General features: G+C 45.1%; 16 protein-coding genes and 1 pseudogene. 13 read left to right on the forward strand and 4 right to left on the reverse strand.

Annotated elements, in window-relative coordinates:
* Positions 1 to 128 precede the first annotated feature (128 nt).
* The 7 genes from galE (at position 129) to G8759_RS33950 (ending at position 8793) form a co-directional block, all read left to right on the forward strand.
* Positions 129 to 1166, forward strand: coding sequence for a UDP-glucose 4-epimerase GalE (galE, locus tag G8759_RS33920; protein ID WP_167217987.1), 1038 nt, complete (start codon positions 129 to 131; stop codon positions 1164 to 1166).
* Between the two features lie 89 nt (positions 1167 to 1255).
* Entirely contained in the window at positions 1256 to 2317 is a 1062-nt protein-coding gene (rfbB, locus tag G8759_RS33925) for a dTDP-glucose 4,6-dehydratase (protein ID WP_167217989.1), read from the forward strand.
* A gap of 81 nt (positions 2318 to 2398) precedes the next feature.
* Positions 2399 to 3259: a glucose-1-phosphate thymidylyltransferase RfbA gene (rfbA, locus tag G8759_RS33930; protein ID WP_167217991.1), complete on the forward strand. Its 861-nt coding sequence runs from the start codon at positions 2399 to 2401 to the stop codon at positions 3257 to 3259.
* A gap of 375 nt (positions 3260 to 3634) precedes the next feature.
* Positions 3635 to 3964 carry a hypothetical protein gene (locus tag G8759_RS33935; RefSeq protein ID WP_167217993.1) on the forward strand — a complete coding sequence of 110 codons (330 nt, stop codon included), beginning with the start codon at positions 3635 to 3637 and terminating at the stop codon, positions 3962 to 3964.
* 278 nt (positions 3965 to 4242) lie between these two features.
* Complete coding sequence (locus G8759_RS33940; protein ID WP_167217995.1) at positions 4243 to 5175, forward strand: sugar phosphate isomerase/epimerase family protein; 933 nt, start codon at positions 4243 to 4245, stop codon at positions 5173 to 5175.
* A 412-nt stretch (positions 5176 to 5587) separates the two neighbouring features.
* Positions 5588 to 8185, forward strand: coding sequence for a DUF5686 and carboxypeptidase-like regulatory domain-containing protein (locus tag G8759_RS33945; RefSeq protein WP_167217997.1), 2598 nt, complete (start codon positions 5588 to 5590; stop codon positions 8183 to 8185).
* 65 nt (positions 8186 to 8250) lie between these two features.
* Positions 8251 to 8793: a DUF4833 domain-containing protein gene (locus G8759_RS33950; RefSeq protein WP_167218000.1), complete on the forward strand. Its 543-nt coding sequence runs from the start codon at positions 8251 to 8253 to the stop codon at positions 8791 to 8793.
* An 88-nt stretch (positions 8794 to 8881) separates the two neighbouring features.
* Here the strand turns inward: G8759_RS33950 and G8759_RS33955 are convergent, their stop codons facing one another.
* Together G8759_RS33955 and G8759_RS33960 are read right to left on the reverse strand one after the other, a co-directional pair.
* Complete coding sequence (locus G8759_RS33955) at positions 8882 to 9280, reverse strand: T9SS type A sorting domain-containing protein (protein WP_167218003.1); 399 nt, start codon at positions 9278 to 9280, stop codon at positions 8882 to 8884.
* A 355-nt stretch (positions 9281 to 9635) separates the two neighbouring features.
* On the reverse strand, positions 9636 to 9854 hold the full coding sequence (locus tag G8759_RS33960) for a hypothetical protein (RefSeq protein WP_167218005.1): 219 nt from the start codon (positions 9852 to 9854) through the stop codon (positions 9636 to 9638).
* Between the two features lie 614 nt (positions 9855 to 10468).
* On the opposite strand from G8759_RS33960, the gene G8759_RS33965 reads away from it, so the two are divergent.
* On the forward strand, positions 10469 to 13039 hold the full coding sequence (locus tag G8759_RS33965) for a TonB-dependent receptor domain-containing protein (protein WP_167218007.1): 2571 nt from the start codon (positions 10469 to 10471) through the stop codon (positions 13037 to 13039).
* A gap of 131 nt (positions 13040 to 13170) precedes the next feature.
* Entirely contained in the window at positions 13171 to 13887 is a 717-nt protein-coding gene (locus G8759_RS33970) for an outer membrane lipoprotein-sorting protein (protein ID WP_167218009.1), read from the forward strand.
* A 208-nt stretch (positions 13888 to 14095) separates the two neighbouring features.
* Here G8759_RS33970 and G8759_RS33975 read toward each other — a convergent pair whose 3' ends face one another.
* Complete coding sequence (locus G8759_RS33975; protein ID WP_232074052.1) at positions 14096 to 15568, reverse strand: TMF family protein; 1473 nt, start codon at positions 15566 to 15568, stop codon at positions 14096 to 14098.
* Between the two features lie 102 nt (positions 15569 to 15670).
* Positions 15671 to 17341, reverse strand: a complete 1671-nt coding sequence (locus G8759_RS33980) for a tail fiber domain-containing protein (protein ID WP_167218012.1) — start codon at positions 17339 to 17341, stop codon at positions 15671 to 15673.
* An 801-nt stretch (positions 17342 to 18142) separates the two neighbouring features.
* Between G8759_RS33980 and G8759_RS36120 the strand changes: the two are divergent.
* From G8759_RS36120 to G8759_RS34000, 4 genes and pseudogenes are all read left to right on the forward strand, one after another.
* A pseudogene (locus G8759_RS36120) lies at positions 18143 to 18256 on the forward strand (adenylate/guanylate cyclase domain-containing response regulator); the annotation flags it as partial.
* 17 nt (positions 18257 to 18273) lie between these two features.
* A complete protein-coding gene (locus G8759_RS33990) occupies positions 18274 to 18465 on the forward strand; it encodes a helix-turn-helix domain-containing protein (protein ID WP_167218014.1) in 192 nt (63 codons plus the stop codon).
* 24 nt (positions 18466 to 18489) lie between these two features.
* Positions 18490 to 18669 carry an acyclic terpene utilization AtuA family protein gene (locus G8759_RS33995; protein ID WP_167218016.1) on the forward strand — a complete coding sequence of 60 codons (180 nt, stop codon included), beginning with the start codon at positions 18490 to 18492 and terminating at the stop codon, positions 18667 to 18669.
* Between the two features lie 102 nt (positions 18670 to 18771).
* A complete protein-coding gene (locus G8759_RS34000) occupies positions 18772 to 19365 on the forward strand; it encodes an RNA polymerase sigma factor (protein WP_167218018.1) in 594 nt (197 codons plus the stop codon).
* The last annotated feature ends 87 nt before the right edge of the window (positions 19366 to 19452 follow it).

Consider the following 19452-nt stretch of genomic DNA (forward strand, 5'->3'; position numbering starts at 1 on the left):
TTTTTTGTCACGTTTTAGTATAGCCCTACAATAAAAACTACTTTCGGAAACCTCCTGAATATACTACTTTTGTCTGGTTTAATGGGCTGCTATCCCAAAGTAACAACAAAAATTTCATAAAAAACGGTTTGACTCCCACAGGTAATTCCCCCAAGATTCTGGTAACCGGCGGAGCTGGTTTTATTGGCTCCCACACGGTTGTTTCCCTGGTTGAAGCTGGCTTCGAACCGGTAATCGTCGACGATTTTTCCAATTCTGAACGCTCTGTTCTCGACGGTTTGCGGACCATTCTGGGCCGTGATGTAACGTGCTATACGGCCAACTGTAATGATTCGGCCGCAATGGAAGCTATTTTTCAGAAAGAGGCCGTTATCGGCGTCATTCACTTTGCCGCCTATAAAGCGGTTGGTGAATCGGTTCGGCTGCCCTTGAAGTATTACAGAAACAATCTGGATTCGCTGATACTTCTGCTGGAATTGATGCCTAAATACGGCGTGCATAACCTCGTATTTTCTTCGTCCTGCACGGTGTATGGCCAGCCGGAGCAGTTACCGGTTACCGAGGCAACCCCCCGGCTACCGGCACAGTCACCGTATGGCAATACGAAGGCAATCAGTGAAGACATTATCCGTGATACGGTACAGTCACAAGCACCGATTAAAGCATTAGCACTACGTTATTTTAACCCAATTGGCGCACATCCATCGGCAGCGCTTGGCGAGTTACCACTTGGCGTTCCAGCAAATCTGGTTCCGTTCATTACGCAGACAGCCGCCGGTATTCGTTCCAGCCTGACGGTTTACGGCAATGATTACAATACGCCCGATGGCACCTGCATTCGTGACTATATTCACGTCGTAGATCTGGCCGAAGCGCACGTGCAGGCGTTGCGTAAACTGAACGAACAGAATACCGACTCCAGCTATGATGTCATTAACATCGGAACAGGGCGGGGCGAAACAGTACTGAATATTATCAAAACATTTGAACAGGAAACCGGGGTTAACCTGAATTATACAATCGGGCCTCGTCGGCCGGGCGATGTTGAACAGGTCTATGCCGATGTAACGAAAGCCAATCGGGATCTTAACTGGACAGCGCGTCGTTCGCTGGCAGAATCGTTGCGGGATGCGTGGCGGTGGCAGCAGAAAATCAGTTTAAAATAGTTTTCAGTTTCCCGTTTTCTATAGGCGAAACCCGTAATCGCACTAAGCCTGTTGAAAACTGAAAATTGAAAACTGAAAACTCTATTAAAATGAAACTTCTTATTACGGGCGGTGCCGGATTTATCGGATCGCATGTTGTTCGGCTATTCGTCACGAAATATCCAGAGTATCAAATTTACAATCTCGATAAACTGACTTATGCCGGAAATCTGGCTAACCTGTCGGATATCGAAAACGCACCGAACTATACATTCATTAAGGGTGATATTACCGATGCGAAATTTCTCGAGGATATGTTCGCCGAGATCCCATTTGATGGTGTCATTCACCTCGCGGCCGAATCGCACGTAGATCGCTCCATCACTGACCCAATGGCGTTTGTTATGACCAACGTCGTTGGAACGGTCAATTTGCTGAATACCGCTAAAAACAGCTGGAAAGCCGCATCTGAGAGTTTTGAGGGAAAACGATTCTACCACGTCTCTACGGATGAGGTTTATGGCTCGCTTCACAACCCCGAAGACTTTTTTACCGAACAAACTGCCTATGACCCACAATCGCCCTATTCAGCGTCTAAAGCTGCATCGGACCATTTCGTGCGGGCCTACGGCAACACCTATAAACTACCCGTTGTTTTATCGAACTGTTCGAACAACTACGGCCCGAATCATTTTCCGGAAAAGTTGATCCCACTGATGATTCATAACATTCAGACCAACAAGCCTTTACCCGTCTATGGAAAAGGAGAGAATGTTCGTGACTGGTTGTTTGTCGTAGACCACGCCCGCGCTATCGACGCTGTTTTTCATACAGGCAAATTAGGGGAAACCTACAACATTGGTGGCTTCAACGAGTGGAAAAACATTGATCTCGTCCACCTGTTGTGTTCGATTATGGACCGTAAACTTGGCCGCGAAGTAGGCACATCCGCCAAGCTGATCACGTACGTAACCGACCGGGCCGGACACGATCTGCGTTACGCCATCGACGCCCACAAGATTATGAATGAACTGGGCTGGCAACCCTCTCTTCAATTTGAAGAAGGTCTCGAAAAAACAGTCGACTGGTTCCTGGCTAATCAGGATTGGTTAGATAACGTCACCTCAGGAGCTTACCAGTCTTATTATCAGGGAATGTACGCAAATCGTTAATAGCACGGGTCAGGGAGCATGGAGCAGGGCCTTTTTTAACCCTATATTCCCAGCTCTCTGCCCCGTGCCTCATGCTCTATTATGAAAGGAATTATTCTTGCCGGAGGATCTGGCACCCGTCTTCATCCGCTTACCCTGGCTGTCAGCAAACAGCTTATGCCAGTTTATGATAAGCCGATGATTTATTACCCGCTTTCGATTCTGATGCTAGCGGGTATTCGTGATATTCTAATTATTTCAACGCCACACGATCTGCCCCATTTCGAGAAACTTCTCGGTGATGGAGCCCGTATTGGCTGTCGGTTTAGCTATGCTGTGCAACCCAGCCCCGACGGGTTAGCCCAGGCGTTTATTATCGGTGAAGAGTTTATTGGCGACGATAAAGTTGCGCTGGTTTTAGGCGACAATATTTTCTATGGCTCTGGTTTGTCCAAGCTACTCCAGGCCAATAATGATCCTGATGGTGGTGTAGTTTATGCCTATCAGGTACAGGACCCCGAACGGTATGGCGTTGTTGAATTCGACGATTCGTTCAATGTGCTTTCGATCGAGGAAAAGCCCGAGCAACCAAAATCGAATTACGCCGTTCCGGGTTTGTATTTTTATGACAATGATGTCGTTAATATTGCCAGGAATATTAAACCATCGCCGAGGGGCGAGCTGGAAATCACCGATGTGAACCGGGTTTACCTGGAACAGGGCAAACTAAAAGTCGGCGTATTGGACCGGGGAACGGCCTGGCTCGACACAGGTACATTTGCGTCGTTGATGCAGGCTGGCCAGTTTGTGCAGGTTATTGAAGAACGACAGGGTTTAAAAATAGGCTGTATTGAAGAGATTGCCTACCGCATGAAGTTTATTGACGCTAGTCAGTTAGCAGAAATTGCCAGGCCGTTAGTTAAAAGCGGTTATGGACAGTATCTACTAAACTTACTAAAATAAATACAACGTTATTGTTACCATCAGGATTATAAAAAACGCCGGAATACCGCTCTGGCGTTTTTTTATTGCCGTAATACAAACAAAAACTGACCGTTTAATCAACAAAAATCAGGGAAGGCTGTTCGTATAATGACAAACTGACGTTTTCAACAAGATCGACATTGAAGTTATTTATCTGATTATCAGTCACTTTACCCATTCGCAAGCTAGCCTGTCTAAAGATCGATTGTTGCCATATAAATCAACTTTTACATAGTGATTACTTTGATACTAATTTAACCGAATCTCGTCACAAGCAGGAAGCTTAGGTTATTAAAGTGAGGTACACTGCCTAATCCATAATCTACCAGTAACTTTTAATGGACTTATATCACAATGAAATCGTACACTGACCAGCTCACTAATGAGCTTGAGACATTCCGAACAAAAGTAAACGCCCTTATTTCACAGTTATACCGCAATACGGTTAAGGATCATACCGGCGCGGTAATATCTGAAGTCTTTCTGGCAGATGAGTGGGAATACGAAGGACAGGTTTTTAACGCCCTTACCGAACATGGTATGGCGTATGTAGTTGATCAGGAGATTATTGAAGTATTCAGCTGGAACGATTTAGATACAGAATCCCTGGTTGAAGTCGTACAGATTTTAGAAGACAAGGATTTTGATTTATCTAAAACCATACGTCCGGAACTTGTAAAATAAACGGATACCTGTTCGGAGCGGTGCCAGTGTTTGCCGGCACCGCTCTCGCGTTTATACGAATTGAGGCTCGTACATCAGTGGATTCAGCCAGGCGGAGTAATTATAAAGTGTTACTTATTGAACTGGCTGCCACTTAAGCAGTAAGAGTGATAAGCTATTGGCTTCGGTAGTAAACAATGAGTTCTTGTATATCTTCCGGATCGTGAAAACCCCACAATTCGAGGATTGACAGCCGCACGAAGGGCATAGGGCAACAATAAACGCTAATTTGAACTGCTATGAATCGTAGGACATTCGCCCGAAAAACAATACAAGCCGCTTCGCTCGTTGGATTAACGTCTTCCTTAACGAGCTTCTCGTTCGAAAAGCCTTCCATCCGATTGGGTGGCCCCCTTTTTGACAAGTATGAGCAACCCGATGAGTGGATTGCTGCGCTAAAGAAGCAAGGCTACCGGGCCGCTTATTGCCCGCTAAAGACAGATGCGCCCGCCGATCAAGTCAAAGCATACGAAGGGGCGGCCAAAAAAGCCAATATTCTCATTGCCGAAGTAGGCGCCTGGAGCAATCCGCTTAGCACTGACGCAACTACTGCTCAAACGGCATTAAAAAAATGTGTGGATTCGCTGGCTTTAGCCGAAGCCATCGGTGCCAATTGTTGCGTGAACATCAGTGGCTCCCGGAACCCTGCACAATGGGCTGGCCCTCATAAAGACAATCTTACAGAAGCCACGTTCGAGCAAATTGTCGATATCACACGGAAAATTATTCAGGAGGTAAAGCCTACCCGAACCTATTTTGCCCTAGAGCTAATGCCCTGGAGTTATCCGGACTCCGTCGATTCCTACCTGCGCCTGATCAAAGCAATCAACCAAAAGCAATTTGGCGTTCACCTCGATCCGATGAACATCATCGATAGCCCTCGGGTCTTTTTTAACAATGGGGCGCTGATCAAAGAGTGTTTCAAAAAGCTTGGGCCACACATCCGGAGCTGCCATGGGAAAGACATTATTCTCAAAGAAGATGTTTATACGCCACAACTGGTCGAATGCAGGCCGGGCCTGGGTCATATGGACTACGCTGTTTATCTGACTGAGCTTAGTAAGCTTAACGACATTCCGCTCATGATGGAACACCTGGCAACTTCAGAAGCTTACCAGGAAGCTGCGAAGTATATTCGGTCGGTGGGTGCTAAAGAAGGAATCGATGTTTGATAAGAAACCCTGGAATAATCGGCCAGTCTAAGCGCACAAGTCTAACTAAAACGAGCTGGCTTTCGTCTCAGTAACAGGAATCCGTGCCTGAACCTATGCGTTCAGGCACGGATTCTGGCTATACAGATAGTTCATTTCCGTCTCCTGCCCGTCTGAAATCGATTGGCAGGGCATTACAACTCAGTAAGCAATTCAAACTGTTAGAGACCGACAATATACGCTTCGTGCGTAAAACCCTTTTCTAATCAGGCCAGCCCCGACAACTTTGCCTTATCAATGTCAATACATGACAGCAGAACAATCAACATACGGCCAACATAGTGAGCCTCCGTTTTCTCAAGTAATTATTTTTCTATAGGGGGAACCAGCATCTCAGTAGTCATAGCCGTACTGGAATCCAGTAAACAACATCATGAAGGCTAGTAAACTACTCTCAATATCGGATGATAATCCCTGCCAAATCATACACGTTCAGCGCAGATCAATCCATTTTCTCGTTCAGATTCGTCAGATTCTGTTTCTTATAGCCCTGTTTGGATGTCTAGCTACCTTCGGACAAACACCTACTAGTCAGGCGGTTATTTCCGGAAGAATAACCGACCTGAGTTTGGGGCAAGGGATTGCATTTGCTTCAATAGCCGTAAAAGGGAAACCCATTGGTACGCAGGCCGATGCCGATGGCCGTTATAAACTTCAAGTACGACAACCCGTTGATTCGATTCTGGTAACGGCACTCGGCTACCAGACAGTACACGTCGCTGTTACTGCGCAAACCGTTGATGTAGCATTAAAACCAGCTGCATCGTTGCTCAATGAAGTAGTGGTTCATGCCGGTGAAAACCCCGCGTTTCGTATCCTGAGAGAAATAAATGCTCACCGAAAACAGAACGATTTCCGGCAGTTGAGCGGCTACGACTATGAAGCCTACAGCCAGCTCGCCATTACGATCAACCAACTATCCGAACGCTTCCGGCAACGGAAGCCAGTGCGGGCAATCCTGAGCGCGCTGGAAGAGAAACAGGGCGGAAAACCCGCCACGGTATTACCCGTCTTTTTTTCTGAAACTGTTTCGCACATCTATGCCCGGCGTAATCCGCAGCATACGAAAGAGCAGATTCTAAAAACGAACATCAGCAGCGTTGGCATTACCGACGATAGTTTCGTAGCGATGTTTACCGGCGCAGGCTTCAATACGCTTAATTTCTACCAAAATCAGGTTATTCTGTTCAAAAAAGAGTTCATTTCGCCACTGGCCGAAGGGGGACGCTCAGCGTATACCTACTTCCTGGCCGACACAACACAAATTGGTCAGCACACTTGCTATGGCATTGATTTTGACCCTAAGAACGAACGAGATCTGGTTTTTAAGGGGCGAATGTGGATTGATAAACGCAGTTACGCCCTGGTTCGGATCGAAGCCCAGGTTGGAACTGCAGCCAACATCAATTTCATCCGTCAAATTGATATCGATCAAACCTACGAACTAGCCAATGACTCGGGTAATGCCTGGCTACCCGAAACAACACACTTAACAGTTAGTGTCGGTGAAGTAGTTAAGCATACATTTGGTGCTACGGTCGATTACACGACCTCGGTTCGGCAACCACTGGTTGGCCAGCCGAAATCGGTTGATTTTTTTAATGTAGACATTGATCTGGCCGAAGACCGCGAGCAATCCACACCCGATTACTGGCAGGCTCAGCGCCTGCAATCAAGTCAATCGCACACCTACGATCAGACTCGCGCTATGCTGGATACCGTCCGTAGCCTGCCTGTTGTGAAATCATATACCAGAGCTGCTCAGTTTGTGCTCAATGGCGGGTATCTGCCACTCGTACGAGGGGTCGATGTCGGTTCGGCATTTTCCATGTGGGCGTATAACCGCGTTGAAGGACATCGGTTTCGGATGGGCTTACAAACCAATAATACCTTTAGCCGTACGTGGCAGCTTTCGGCTTACGGGGCTTATGGAACGCGTGATCGGGTATGGAAAACCGGCGCTGAAGTCAATTTTATTCCTAAACGACAGCCATTGACGCTCATTACGCTACGCCATAGCTATGATCTGGAACAGTTGGGTTTTCGGATAGAAGATGTAGCCGATAACTCGTTTTTCCGGATAAACAGCCGGTTCGGGCGTTATCCACAAGCCTATTATCAACGCGAAATGTCACTAACAGCCCAGCGCGATTTAGGAACAAATTTTACGCAAACGGTCGGTGCTCGATCTCGGTCTATGAATCTGTTATTCCCCTTCGCGATTAATCAGACCAGTGAATCAGCACCTTTAGCAACGGCTATGACAGATCTTCGGAGTTCGGAATTATTTCTGGAAACTCGCTATGCACCAGGTCGGTTACCTGCCCGGCGTGTTACAAACCGCCGAATTCGTCGTCGCCCGACCGAAACGGCGCCCATTGTGACCTTACGCTATACGCTGGGTACTGCTTCATTTCAGAGCCGTACCTTTAGCGGTTACCATAAGCTGCAAATGCAGGTTGACCACACCCTTCGCTGGGGTCTTTTCGGGCGCACGCAATACACGATCAAGGCCGGATATAGCCCCTCAACCATTCCCTATCTGTTGCTTCAGGTACATTTAGGGAACCAAACGCCGTTTTATAATAAGAACGCCTTTAACCTGATGAACTACGCAGAGTTTGTCAGTGACCGCTATGTATCGGTTGCCGTTGAGCACAAGTTTGAAGGATTACTGACTAATCGTCTACCCATAATCCGGCGTTGGGGGTGGCGCACATTTATGACGGGCAACGTGCTGTGGGGGCAATTGAGTGAGGCTAATTACAAGCTGATAGCCACGCAGGATAGTAAGGGTAAGCGGCTTCCGCCAGTTCACTCATTGCAGCAAACGCCTTATGTGGAAGTAGGGTATGGCTTCGAGAATATCCTGAAATCCTTACGTATCGAAGCGTTGCACCGGCTGACCTATCGGCAAAACCCGAATGTAACGCCGTTTGCTATCAAAGTATCGTTTCAACTTGGTTTATAAACGATTTTGGGATATGATACACCTCTTCGTGCTGTACTGCGATGATTACATTAACACTATACACCATGAAAAAAGTACATTCCTGGATACTCGTAACTACCCTTTTTCTGGCCGGATACTTACCCGCAAAGGCTTTAAGCGATTCATTTCCACAACCTCATCGTTCAGCTAACCATCTGTTTTATATTCAGCGAAGTAAAGACAATAACACTATTGTCTACGAGGCCAATCTGTCCGCCAATAAAAAGCTCGACCCGAACAAACCACTACAAGTCTACTGGATTCGCTACGCCGAAAAGGGGCAGCGGGAAGACTTGTCTCCTATTCAATGGCAGATGGCCTATGGCTATACGCATAAACCGTCAACCGCTGGACCAGATGCTTACGATATCAATCTGAATGCGTTTCGTAAACATCCGCTCCAGGTTATTCGACATCAGGGCAAGCCCATTGCGATGACACTAATTAATGGTGAGCGAGCACGTTTACAAAAAGTATTTGTCCAACTTGACCCTAAGTCGCGCCTGGTTCCGCATGTTCAATATATAGAGATATTTGGTGTTGATCTGGATAAAGGGAAACCGGTTTATGAACGCATCATACCCTGACATTTTTATGCAGGATGCTTCATAAAAGCAATGACCAGCCTCTCCTCAGAGGCTGGTCATTGCTTTTATAGGATTAATAGTTTGAAGCTTAATTGATTGCGACAAGGCGGCTGGGGGCGCTAGGTTGTTGGGTCGATAATGTGACAACTTGCGTAGACGTTTCTACGCCATTTGTCACTTCTACCCGGTAAGCGCCGTCCTGTAGTTCATTCAGATTTAAGCGGATGCGTGACGTTTTTTCATTCTTGCCAACGCGTTGGTAGAACAAGACTTTTCCATCGGCATTCTTCAGCCGAATATCGACGGCACCGCCTGTTTCTTTATCAAGAGCAATCTGTAGTTTTCCTTCCATGGTCGAGTAAATACCGGTTTTATAAGCTGCCACGGCCGCTGGACGACTACCAGGATTTACGTCGGCCAATGAAGCAGAAAAAGTAACTAAGCTTAACGTGAAAGCAACGAGCAGAGGTTTGATGAGCGTTTTCATGATTTATGTGTTTTTTGTTTCAGTTTTAAATCTAGTCGGGTTATTCCCGATTGGTGAAACAAAGATATAGGCACTAGATGGTACTATGCATTACAAACTACCGGAACGGTTTAACGACTTGATGAATGGTGGGAAAGCAAGGATGACTGAGCGAACGGCCGTTTTGACGCTATATTAAGGATTATCCGGAAAGCGAGGAGGGAAATCGTGCTTGGCGTCAAGCGCCAATACTATGGTACTGAAACCTACATTGGGCAGAGAGTACACATAGCTCAGGGAATCATAAAACTGCTCTTGCTAAATACCGTTGTTGGTCGAGGACCGACTCAACAACGCAAACTGCGCTGGCAATAGGTTAATTGGAAGAAGGTATTGAATCAACTGAAAAAATAGAGGCTACCTGTTCATTGCCATATAGAATTTCCTGTCGCTGATCAAAAGAGCTCAACGCCAGAATCAAAATAAAGCCTGGTAGCAGGATTAGCATAGTAACCAGTACCAAGGCACCAAATAAAATGGCAAGAGCAATGCGCATGCCCTGTACAAAGAGAGAAACCGAATAGGCTGCTTTCATCTGATGAAATGAAAGTTTAGTGTAAACTATTTAGTAGGGTTACATTAAAAAAGTAAAATCAACCAGCAATAAAAATATCAACCTTTTTCAGCAATCTCTATACAAACCCTGGAAAGAACTTAAAAACTATTTCAACATTATCAGGATATACACTGGTCAGAAAATTCAATTGATAAGAAGGCTCGATCACTGTCATTACAATAAGCCCAATTTACAAATATCATATCTGATTTTCACAGAAAGTGGGGTGGTCTGCTAATCTACTTTCCTCAAAAAAAATATTTTCATGCATTTATCAATCTTTGTGATCAGTACTGGCAGGGAACGCCTTTTTAACCATAAAATCAGGCATGATAGCTTATTAATCAGCCAAATAACGACCCTGAATCTGGATAGCATCAACGACATATTGCTAACCAGAGCTGGGTTAAGCTAATCGGCCATTTTTGTCTCTTTCAGTTGGGTTTGACCCCTCAAAGACTGTCTGAGCGATTGACTCTCGTCCGTTCGTCGGTAAGAAACCGGTGTCTATCCGATTGATTCCCCCCTTCATCCACTTTTGTTTTCGGGCGTCAAGACTGCGTTACACCTTTGTAGTGTCCAAGAACATTTCTATGAAAACGCACACTTTACTACTTATCACAACTTTACTTGCTGCCAGTTTACTAACACCTGCCTGGGCTCAGTTTCCGACGATGGGTGGCTCCTCTCAAACAAAGGCATTGCCTGGTACTGCGGGTGACCAAAGTCCCAAAGGTAGTGCTAAACTTACTGGCTCCGTCATGGATTCAGCGCAAGCGAAAGCTGTCGAATTCGCTAGTATTGCCCTTTATAATAAAACCACAGGCAAAGCCATAGATGGTACGGTAGCCGATGAAAAAGGCAAATTCGCCCTGGCAAAGCTGGTAGCAGGTGACTACAGAGTGCTGGTCAGCTTTGTCGGTTTCCGCAATAAAACGATAGAGAATGTTACATTAGCCAACGGTCAAACCCTGGATTTAGGAACGATTCAACTTAGCTCCAGTGTAAAAACGCTTGCCGAAGTAACAGTAACTGGTCAGGCCGCGCTGATTGAAGAAAAAGTTGACCGACTGGTGTACAATGCCGATAAAGACATTACAGCCAAAGGTGGCGACGCTACCGATATCCTACGAAAAGTGCCTCTGCTCACAGTGGACCTGGACGGTAACGTATCGTTACGCGGCAGCTCTAACATTCGGGTGTTGATCAATAACAAGCCCAGCACGATCGTTGCCAGCAGTGTAGCTGATGCACTCAAGCAAATCCCTGCCGACCAGATCAAAACGGTAGAAGTCATTACCAGTCCGTCGGCTAAATATGATGCGGAAGGTTCGGGCGGCATTATCAATATCATCACGAAAAAGAACAGCCTGCAAGGTCTGAACCTTAACGTTGATTCGGGCGTGGGTAACCGTGGGTCTATGCTGTCGCTGAATGGCAGCTACCGCAAAGGAAAGGCAGGCTTTACGCTGGGCGGCTTTGGCCGAGCCATGTATAACACCATTACCAAAACCAACCTCGACCAGACCAGCCAGGTTAACAACGTTTCGACGCTAACCCGCCAGACCGGCGATGGAACAAGTCAGGGATTGTTTGGCCAATACAACCTGGGATTTGACTATGATCTGGCTAAAAATCAAAGTCTGACAGCAGGAATTCGTTATGGCGTGCGCAACATGATCAGCCAGCAGGATTTGGTCACCCAGCTTTTTACGAACGGCACACTCGGCTCGACTTCTAATCGAAACGTAGATTCAAAAAATCTCTCGGGAACGGTGGATGCCAATGTCGATTACCTGCATACATTTAAGCCTCAGCAGGAGTGGAGCATTTCGACCCTTTACAGCCGTAATGATCTGACCAATAACTTCGACGCTGATTTGCTCAATGGCTCCGGTGAGCTGACCGGTCGTCAACAGAACCTGAATAAGAACGTCAATCAGGAATTCACCTTACAGACCGATTACCAGACACCGATCAAGAAAAATCAGCTGATTGAGTTTGGCGCAAAAGGTATAATCCGGCAGGTCAACAGCGATTATCGCTACCTATTAGCTGGTCCTACGGGTAATTTCACTACCGAAAACAATGGTACGCTGGGCGAATTGCTTTACCACCAGAACATTGCAGCCGGTTATACATCGTATACCTACACCACCAAGCAACGCTATACGTTCAAAGGAGGACTTCGCTATGAGCATACCTTTATCGACGCCAGTACTAAAGAAGGAGGAACGCTCGGCATTGGCAATTATGGCGTATTAGTACCCAGTATCAACGCGTCAAAAACCATTAAAGGTACTACAGTAAAACTAGGGTATAACCGTCGGATCCAACGACCTGGCCTTCAGCAGTTAAACCCTAATTTCAATGCCGCCAACCCGCAGAACATTACGGTTGGTAATCCAACCTTACGACCCGAACTGACCAACAATTTTGAGTTGGGATTAAGTAAAACGATCAAGAAAACGTTCATCAATGCTACTTTCTTTGGGCGCGTAACAAACAATGCCATCACACAGGTAAGACAGCCTTCCGACACGCTGGCAGGAGCCATCATCACTAGTTATCAGAACATTGGCCGTCAGTATACGTATGGCACCAACACGTTTGCCAATGTAGCCGTAACCTCAAAAATTAACGTTGGGGTATTTTTAAATATATTCTACAGCAGCCTGAGTGGCCAGACATTGGGTAGCGACGGAGCATCGACAGAGTTTACCAACACAGGTTTTAACGTTGGCGGTGGTACGTTTGCTTCGGCACAGTTCAAAAATGGATGGGGAGCGCAGGCATTCGGATTTATGCAGGGATCGCAGGTGCAGTTGCAGGGACGGCAGGGAGGCTTTGGTTTCTATACCATCGGCGTCAAGAAAGATTTCAGCAATAAGAAAGGTAGCGTAGGTATTGCGGCCGAAAATTTCCTCTCGAACCGGTTCAATATTCATACCGTACTCAATTCACCGCAATTCAATCAGGTAAACGACGTGTACCTCTACAACCGGGGCATTCGCCTGACGTTTACCTACAAAATTGGTAAGATGACGATGGATGCCCCACGTAAAAAAGCCAAATCAGTAAACAATGATGATGTAAAAAGTGATGGAAGCGGGCAGGCTCCAGCGGGTGGAAGCCCCACCGGCGGTGGAACGCCCCGGCAATAGGTCATAACCGGCTATGATAGGCTCATGCCTATCATAGCCGGTCAGCATCAGCCACTTATACATCGGCCTTTGGTAAATATCCATTATCAACATACCTTACCTCATCAATTAAATAAAATTACGTTTGCCTAATGAAAACTAACAAACTTCTGGCCGTTGCCATGGCCGCCTTCGTCTCAGTCAGCACATATGCCCAAACGGTGGACGAAATTGTAGACAAACATATTGCTGCGCTGGGCGGTATCGATAAATTGAAAGGCGTCACTACCCTGGTTACAGAACGCTCGATTTCTGTTCAGGGAATGGAAATTCCCAGCAAAACGACGGTATCTGTAGGAAAAGCATTGCGAACAGAATCGTCGGTGATGGGCAATTCCATGATCCAGGTTGTAGAAGGCACCACGGGCTGGATGATCCGCCCAGCCATGATGCAGGGCACGGGTGAGCCCGAAGATATGCCCGCAGAGCAGGTTAAGCAACAACTAAGCCAGCTCGATCCATTTGGACCACTGGTTAATTATAAAGATAAAGGCAACAAGATCGAACTGGTTGGCAAAGAGAAAGTAGACGGCAAAGATGCCTATCATCTGAAAGTGACCACCAAAGAAGGCCAGGCAATCGATGAGTTTATTGATGCCACTACCTATCTGGTCAGCAAAGTAAAATCGACGATGAACGGTCAGGATGGCGAAATTTCTTTTTCTGACTATAAAGATGTTGACGGTATTAAATTCGCCAACACCATGGAAATAAGCAATCCACAGATGGGTACGCTCACCATGGTTACCAACAAAATCCTGGTGAACAATAAGATAGACGACTCTATTTTCAAGAAACCCGCGAAGTAAGTACTAGCTCCTATCACCTGTTTCTGTCCAGGCTGCTTTCTAGAAAGCGGCCTGGACTTTTTTGTGTAGATCGTATTAGGTAAAAAAGACTATGTCTTGCCTGATTTTGTGGCAGCACATGCTTTTCTGGCTTCATAGGTGTGAGATGGTCGGGTTTAGCGGCATACTGAACTTACAAGTTTTGACCACTAGAGATAAAAAATAACTCCTATTTTTTATCCCCGTTTTTAATAAGAACGTTAACTTGCTGTCTAAGCTCCTCATTCTCTTTTTTAAGTTCAATCATATATAGCGTCAATTCTTCTATTTTCTCTAGGAGTTTAGCATCGGTCTTGTGCAAGTCATTGCCTGACTCGACCATTTCTTTAGCAGAAGGAACCCCAGGAAGGTGTTGATTGATCTTTATATATCGTTCAACTTCGTCTAAGGATTGTAAGTCATAGCCTTTATGAAAAACCTTATCGCTCCAGTCAGCAGTATTTTTTACGGCTACCTTAATTTTTTCAGTTAAAATTCCATCTTCAACATACAACTTATACCCCACAGGTCTCTTATTAACCTCATGGCCAATAATCACTCCACCTGAATTAACATTCTGTAAATAATCTCCATTAGCTTGCCATAATTCTACTTCCGCTCCCTCGCGTGCCGAACTATTTAAGCTACCCAGTATAATATCACCTTGTGTATTAACAGTTAGAAACTTGTATTGATTAGTTGCACTGGCGGGGGAATTACTGGTTAGATTCGTCAATCGTATACCTGACTGATTGGCTGTTCCTTGAGTGATCTCCAACCGACTGTTAGGAGCACTTGTCCCAATGCCTACATTAACTCCTGTACTCCCCAACACAATCGAATTACTTTGGCTAACGATGGCATTGGCACCAATAGCTGCAGCATTACTCACTACCGTGGCGGCAGCATTAACCCCTGCTCCATAGCCGATGAAGACATTATTAATCCCCGAATTGTTACCTACGTAGCCCGCATTTTGCCCCAAATAAGTGTTCTGTCTACCGGTAGTGTTTCCATAACCTGCACCGCCCCCTAGAAATGTGTTACTTCCCCCCGTCGTTGTATTTTGGCCCGCTCGAATCCCTACAAAGGCGTTGCCTGTGCCCGTAGTGTTAGCATAACCCGCGTAAGTACCCACAAAAGCGTTGCCTGTACCCGTGGTGTTAAAAGTGCCTGCAGCATGGCCAATAAACGCATTATCACTGCCCGTTGTGTTGGACAGACCAGCGTAGGTACCGATAAACGCATTATCAATACCTATCGTATTTGTATACCCTGCCTGGTAGCCAATAAACGCATTATTGGCTCCTGTACTATTAGACAGTCCCGCACCAAAACCAATAAATGCATTATTCCCACCTGTTGTGTTAGAATATCCTGCTTGATAACCGATAAAGGCGTTACCATTGCCTGTAGTGGTATTTTGACCAGAAAGGCTTCCAAGAAAGACATTTGCTTGTCCGGAGGTAGAATTTCGACCAGCATTGTACCCCACAAATACATTGTTAATACCAGTAGTATTCTGAGCTCCTGCCAGATTGCCTAAAAATGCATTCTGATTCGTAAATTGAATATTATTTTGTGCATAGAATTCTTTGATATCCCCCAGAAGCAAGCTCGCAGCAAGAAAAGTAGAGTATAAGTATTTAGTATCCATATTCATAGAATAGTCTAAACTAGCTTATCAAATTTAAGCTAATATCTAACAAAATGTCTAGATGCGGGACGAATTATAGCCAGTGGCCCATAGCTTCAGTAAGGATTATCAATTTTTTGTCTTTGCCAAGCCTAACAAATGCTGCATCTGTTTGACTTGAGCTGATAACTGATCATAAGCAGCCGTAGTCGCCTTCAGTTTTGCTTTAAGATTTTCTACTTCCGTGTTAAGTTCCTTAACGGACTGAACCAAAGGGATTACAAACAATGTATAACCCAGCGTATAATATTGGCCATCTGCCTGTTGGGAAACCCCTTCAAAATCATAGCCTATTTCTTTTGCTGCCGCTTCAACATCTTGTGCAGCAAAACCGCTATGAAGTATCTTATCTTCTTTAACAGTAGCCAATGGATAGCCTAACAGTCTAGCCTCCTTGGCCTTGTCAATATTATAAGTAATAGGAGTAAGCTTTGTGATGAAACTTAGACCCGGTACATTATCCCTGATATTTTCTTTAATACGTACATCTGAAAGCGAAGTAATGGTCTGCACATTACACCGCAAGGCTGTAATATTATTATCACCGAGCACAATTTGATTGCTGGCACTAACTATAGCATTAGCTCCAATAGCCGTTGTATTGGTTAGTCCTCCATTGGCAACCAGAGGCCCTGCGTTATAACCCAGTGCAGTATTATAACTACCGATAGTATTGTATTGCAAGGAAAGTAACCCAGACGCGGTGTTATTTTGACCAGTTGTATTAAGTCTTAGTGCAAGATTGCCCGAGGCTACATTACCAATGCCATTAGTATTACTTGTCATAGAAGCAGTTCCTAAAGCTACATTGTCATGGCCATCAACGTTTGCACTTAACGCATCTTCCCCTACTCCAATATTAGCATAGCCTGTTGTATTAGTAGCCAAAGCATTATGTCCAAGGGCTGAATTGCCGTTGGCGGAAGTATTATTCTGTAAGGCCCCAGCTCCTGAGGCTGTATTATAATTGCCAGTGGTATTTTGTTTTAAGGCGCCAGCCCCAAAGCCAGCATTAGTACTACCCGTCGTATTGTTTTGTAAAGCAGTACTCCCGAAGGCCGCGTTATCGTTACCAACTGTGTTAGCCAGTAAAGCAATTGTTCCTGATGCCGTATTTCCTGACCCAGAGCTATTGTTGTGTAAAGCTTGAAAACCCGAAGCCGTATTATAACCGCCAGTAGTATTATAATATAGTGTGTAAGCTCCTGATGCCGTATTTCCCTGACCAGTTGTGCTAGTACTTAATGCTGAATAGCCTAAGCCAACATTGAACAGTGTAGGATCAATTCTTCCCGCATTTTGATTATTCACTCTAAACCATAATGAAACATTGTCCGTTGTACCGAGGAAATTTGTATTACTTACAGTTCCCGCATTGCCCGTCAGACTCCAGGCCCCAGAAGAGGAGCTACTTGTACCTGTGATACCACCTGGTGTCCAAATAGGGCTCGTTGTTGTCCCGGTATTTACTTCAATCTGTTTAGTATTAGTATTAAAAATAAGTAGACCCGTTGCTGGATTCTGAATTTGGTTTCGCTGATTCGCTGTTAGAGTAGGAACCAGCAAGCCCCTGTAGGGATTACCCGATGAGTAAGGACCTGACTTAATTTCTAAGGTCACGGATCCATCAATTGCGCCCGTACCAGGACCTATACGAACTTGAGCAAATGTATTTCCCTTTGTCATACTTAACCATATTAAAAGGAAAACTGCCCACATTTGTAAAACTGAATTTTTCATAATCGTAGAAAAATTTACAAAAAAGAATGGATATCAGTTATAATTAACCTGAATCACAAATGTTTTCGCCTAGGAAATATATTTGATCAATTTTAACATGCTATTACCTTCTGAGTCTATAAAATAGCAACATAAAACGAGCCACTGCCTAGCTTCTGAAGAGGCCGCTAACTTAACAATCAACGAAGAGTACAACATAGCAGCTTTCACTCCAGAATCTAAAACCAAACGGCTCTTGTACGTGTTTTTGTTGGAGCCCTCATGGTGTTTCCTTCCCGAACTATCGCGGGTGTAAATCATTGTCGATGCCCTGAACACCCATAATCAGCTTACTCGCTAGATCGCAGAACGAGTATCGGTGTAGTACCCCAGGTTCGAATTATAACGATGAAACGAGTCGATATTGACCTGACGAGGTTTATACTTTTTTGACCTTGAGAATTACTCGATGAAGTTATTTATCTAAGGGACTAAAACAACATGTCTGCTTGCTGGATATTGAACAATATTGTCTGTCTATCTTAATCAACAAAGATGAATTTTTTAGCTAAAATACTACATATTAGGCTATTATAACCTTTCTATTCTGTATATGTCTGATTTCCGCAACCAGTATCGCTTTATCGATTCTCGACCGAATAATGATATACAAGTCACGTTCTAACTGAAGATAACGGAACGGACAAATCCAGATTTGGTGGCTGTATACTGGTTTCTTATGCCGTTCCAAAAGGAGAGAATACGGCCTGCGCTACAAATGAGCCTTATTTCATATCTGGCTTAAATATACTCATTGGTACGGGCATCGTATCGGCCTATGGCGACATGAACAACATCTATATGGCTATGAACCGGGGAGCATTTGACTTTGTTACTAAACCCATTAATTTCACTGACCTTAGCTTACCATTGAAAAATCAGCCGGGAGATTGATGGCAATCACCAATTTATCAATCAATAACTTTGGTCGTCAATTCCGGCTTTTGCGAGCAACACAATTTCTGCAAGGAGGCCACAACATATCCGAAACAGCTTGCTTGGTAGGATACGAGAGCCCAACTCATTTTGCAGTTGTTTTTAAAGAGTTTTTCCACAAGAATCCTTCTGAATTTATCAAAAGCTAAAGGAGTAATCCTCTTGCCGATGTTTTGCCGGACAGTAAGGCCGTTTTCCGTAAAGTTGCCGGTACAAGTGGTATATCGAGTCTGGCGACTGCCAAGGAGCAGTTACTTTACGAAGTTATTGACTGCCCCCCAGACGTAGTGGCCAATTTTACGCAGCACAACCAAACTTCCGATTCGGCTATAGTCCTCGCATACAAATTTTAATAGTCGTTACTGGCAAATGGCCGCATGCAATATGATTATTTCTAATAATTTTATGGAAATTATAATTTACTTTAAGCCATTTAAATCGTTACGCCTGATCAATTGAGTATCGACCGGCAATCTGACTTACTGCTCTGGAACGCCCTAAAACAGGACGATCAGCATGCTTTTGCCGAGTTATACCAACGCTATCACCGTATCTTATACAGCTATGGGTACAGGGTAATTCCCAACGCAGCTTCGGTAGAAGATGCCATTCAGGATTTGTTTGTCGATATATGGCGGATGCGTCATTCTCTTTCTCTTGTCGATTCTGTCAAATTTTATTTATTCCGTTCGCTTCGCCGAAAGATCTTCCATCTCAACGAACGCGAAAAACGTACCGATTCAGCTATTGCCTTCGCCACCGAAACCGAATTCGCCCAATCATCTGAACAGTTAATGGCCGATCGGGAACAGGAACATCAGCTCACACAACGACTAGCGCAACTGGTTGCCCAATTACCCCAACGCCAGTTGGAAGTGGTAACCCTTCGCTTCTATCAAAACTTCAAAACCGACGAAATAGCCGCGATTATGGGTATTACCGAAAAGTCGGTTCGCAACACGCTTCACAAAGCACTCACTCACCTGCGCGAGCAGGCCGCCTATCTGGCTCCCTTACTGGGCTTACTCCTACTTTGGGTATTGGCATAGCTTTTCCCATCTTTTTTCTCAGACGTAATTTTTTTTCAAAACCGAGGGGACACTTTGGCGATTCCGCTCTCTTGTCTATAAACGTGT

Source organism: Spirosoma aureum (assembly GCF_011604685.1).
Lineage (GTDB): Bacteria > Bacteroidota > Bacteroidia > Cytophagales > Spirosomataceae > Spirosoma > Spirosoma aureum.

Excerpts from the sequence above, each read along its gene's own strand:
- rfbB (WP_167217989.1), top strand. The coding sequence starts at position 1,256 with ATGAAACTTCTTATTACGGGCGGTGCCGGATTTATCGGATCGCATGTT.
- rfbA (WP_167217991.1), top strand. The coding sequence starts at position 2,399 with ATGAAAGGAATTATTCTTGCCGGAGGATCTGGCACCCGTCTTCATCCG.
- G8759_RS33935 (WP_167217993.1), top strand. The coding sequence starts at position 3,635 with ATGAAATCGTACACTGACCAGCTCACTAATGAGCTTGAGACATTCCGA.
- G8759_RS33940 (WP_167217995.1), top strand. The coding sequence starts at position 4,243 with ATGAATCGTAGGACATTCGCCCGAAAAACAATACAAGCCGCTTCGCTC.
- G8759_RS33945 (WP_167217997.1), top strand. The coding sequence starts at position 5,588 with ATGAAGGCTAGTAAACTACTCTCAATATCGGATGATAATCCCTGCCAA.
- G8759_RS33950 (WP_167218000.1), top strand. The coding sequence starts at position 8,251 with ATGAAAAAAGTACATTCCTGGATACTCGTAACTACCCTTTTTCTGGCC.
- G8759_RS33955 (WP_167218003.1), bottom strand. The coding sequence starts at position 9,280 with ATGAAAACGCTCATCAAACCTCTGCTCGTTGCTTTCACGTTAAGCTTA.
- G8759_RS33960 (WP_167218005.1), bottom strand. The coding sequence starts at position 9,854 with ATGAAAGCAGCCTATTCGGTTTCTCTCTTTGTACAGGGCATGCGCATT.
- G8759_RS33965 (WP_167218007.1), top strand. The coding sequence starts at position 10,469 with ATGAAAACGCACACTTTACTACTTATCACAACTTTACTTGCTGCCAGT.
- G8759_RS33970 (WP_167218009.1), top strand. The coding sequence starts at position 13,171 with ATGAAAACTAACAAACTTCTGGCCGTTGCCATGGCCGCCTTCGTCTCA.
- G8759_RS33975 (WP_232074052.1), bottom strand. The coding sequence starts at position 15,568 with ATGAATATGGATACTAAATACTTATACTCTACTTTTCTTGCTGCGAGC.
- G8759_RS33980 (WP_167218012.1), bottom strand. The coding sequence starts at position 17,341 with ATGAAAAATTCAGTTTTACAAATGTGGGCAGTTTTCCTTTTAATATGG.
- G8759_RS33990 (WP_167218014.1), top strand. The coding sequence starts at position 18,274 with ATGGCAATCACCAATTTATCAATCAATAACTTTGGTCGTCAATTCCGG.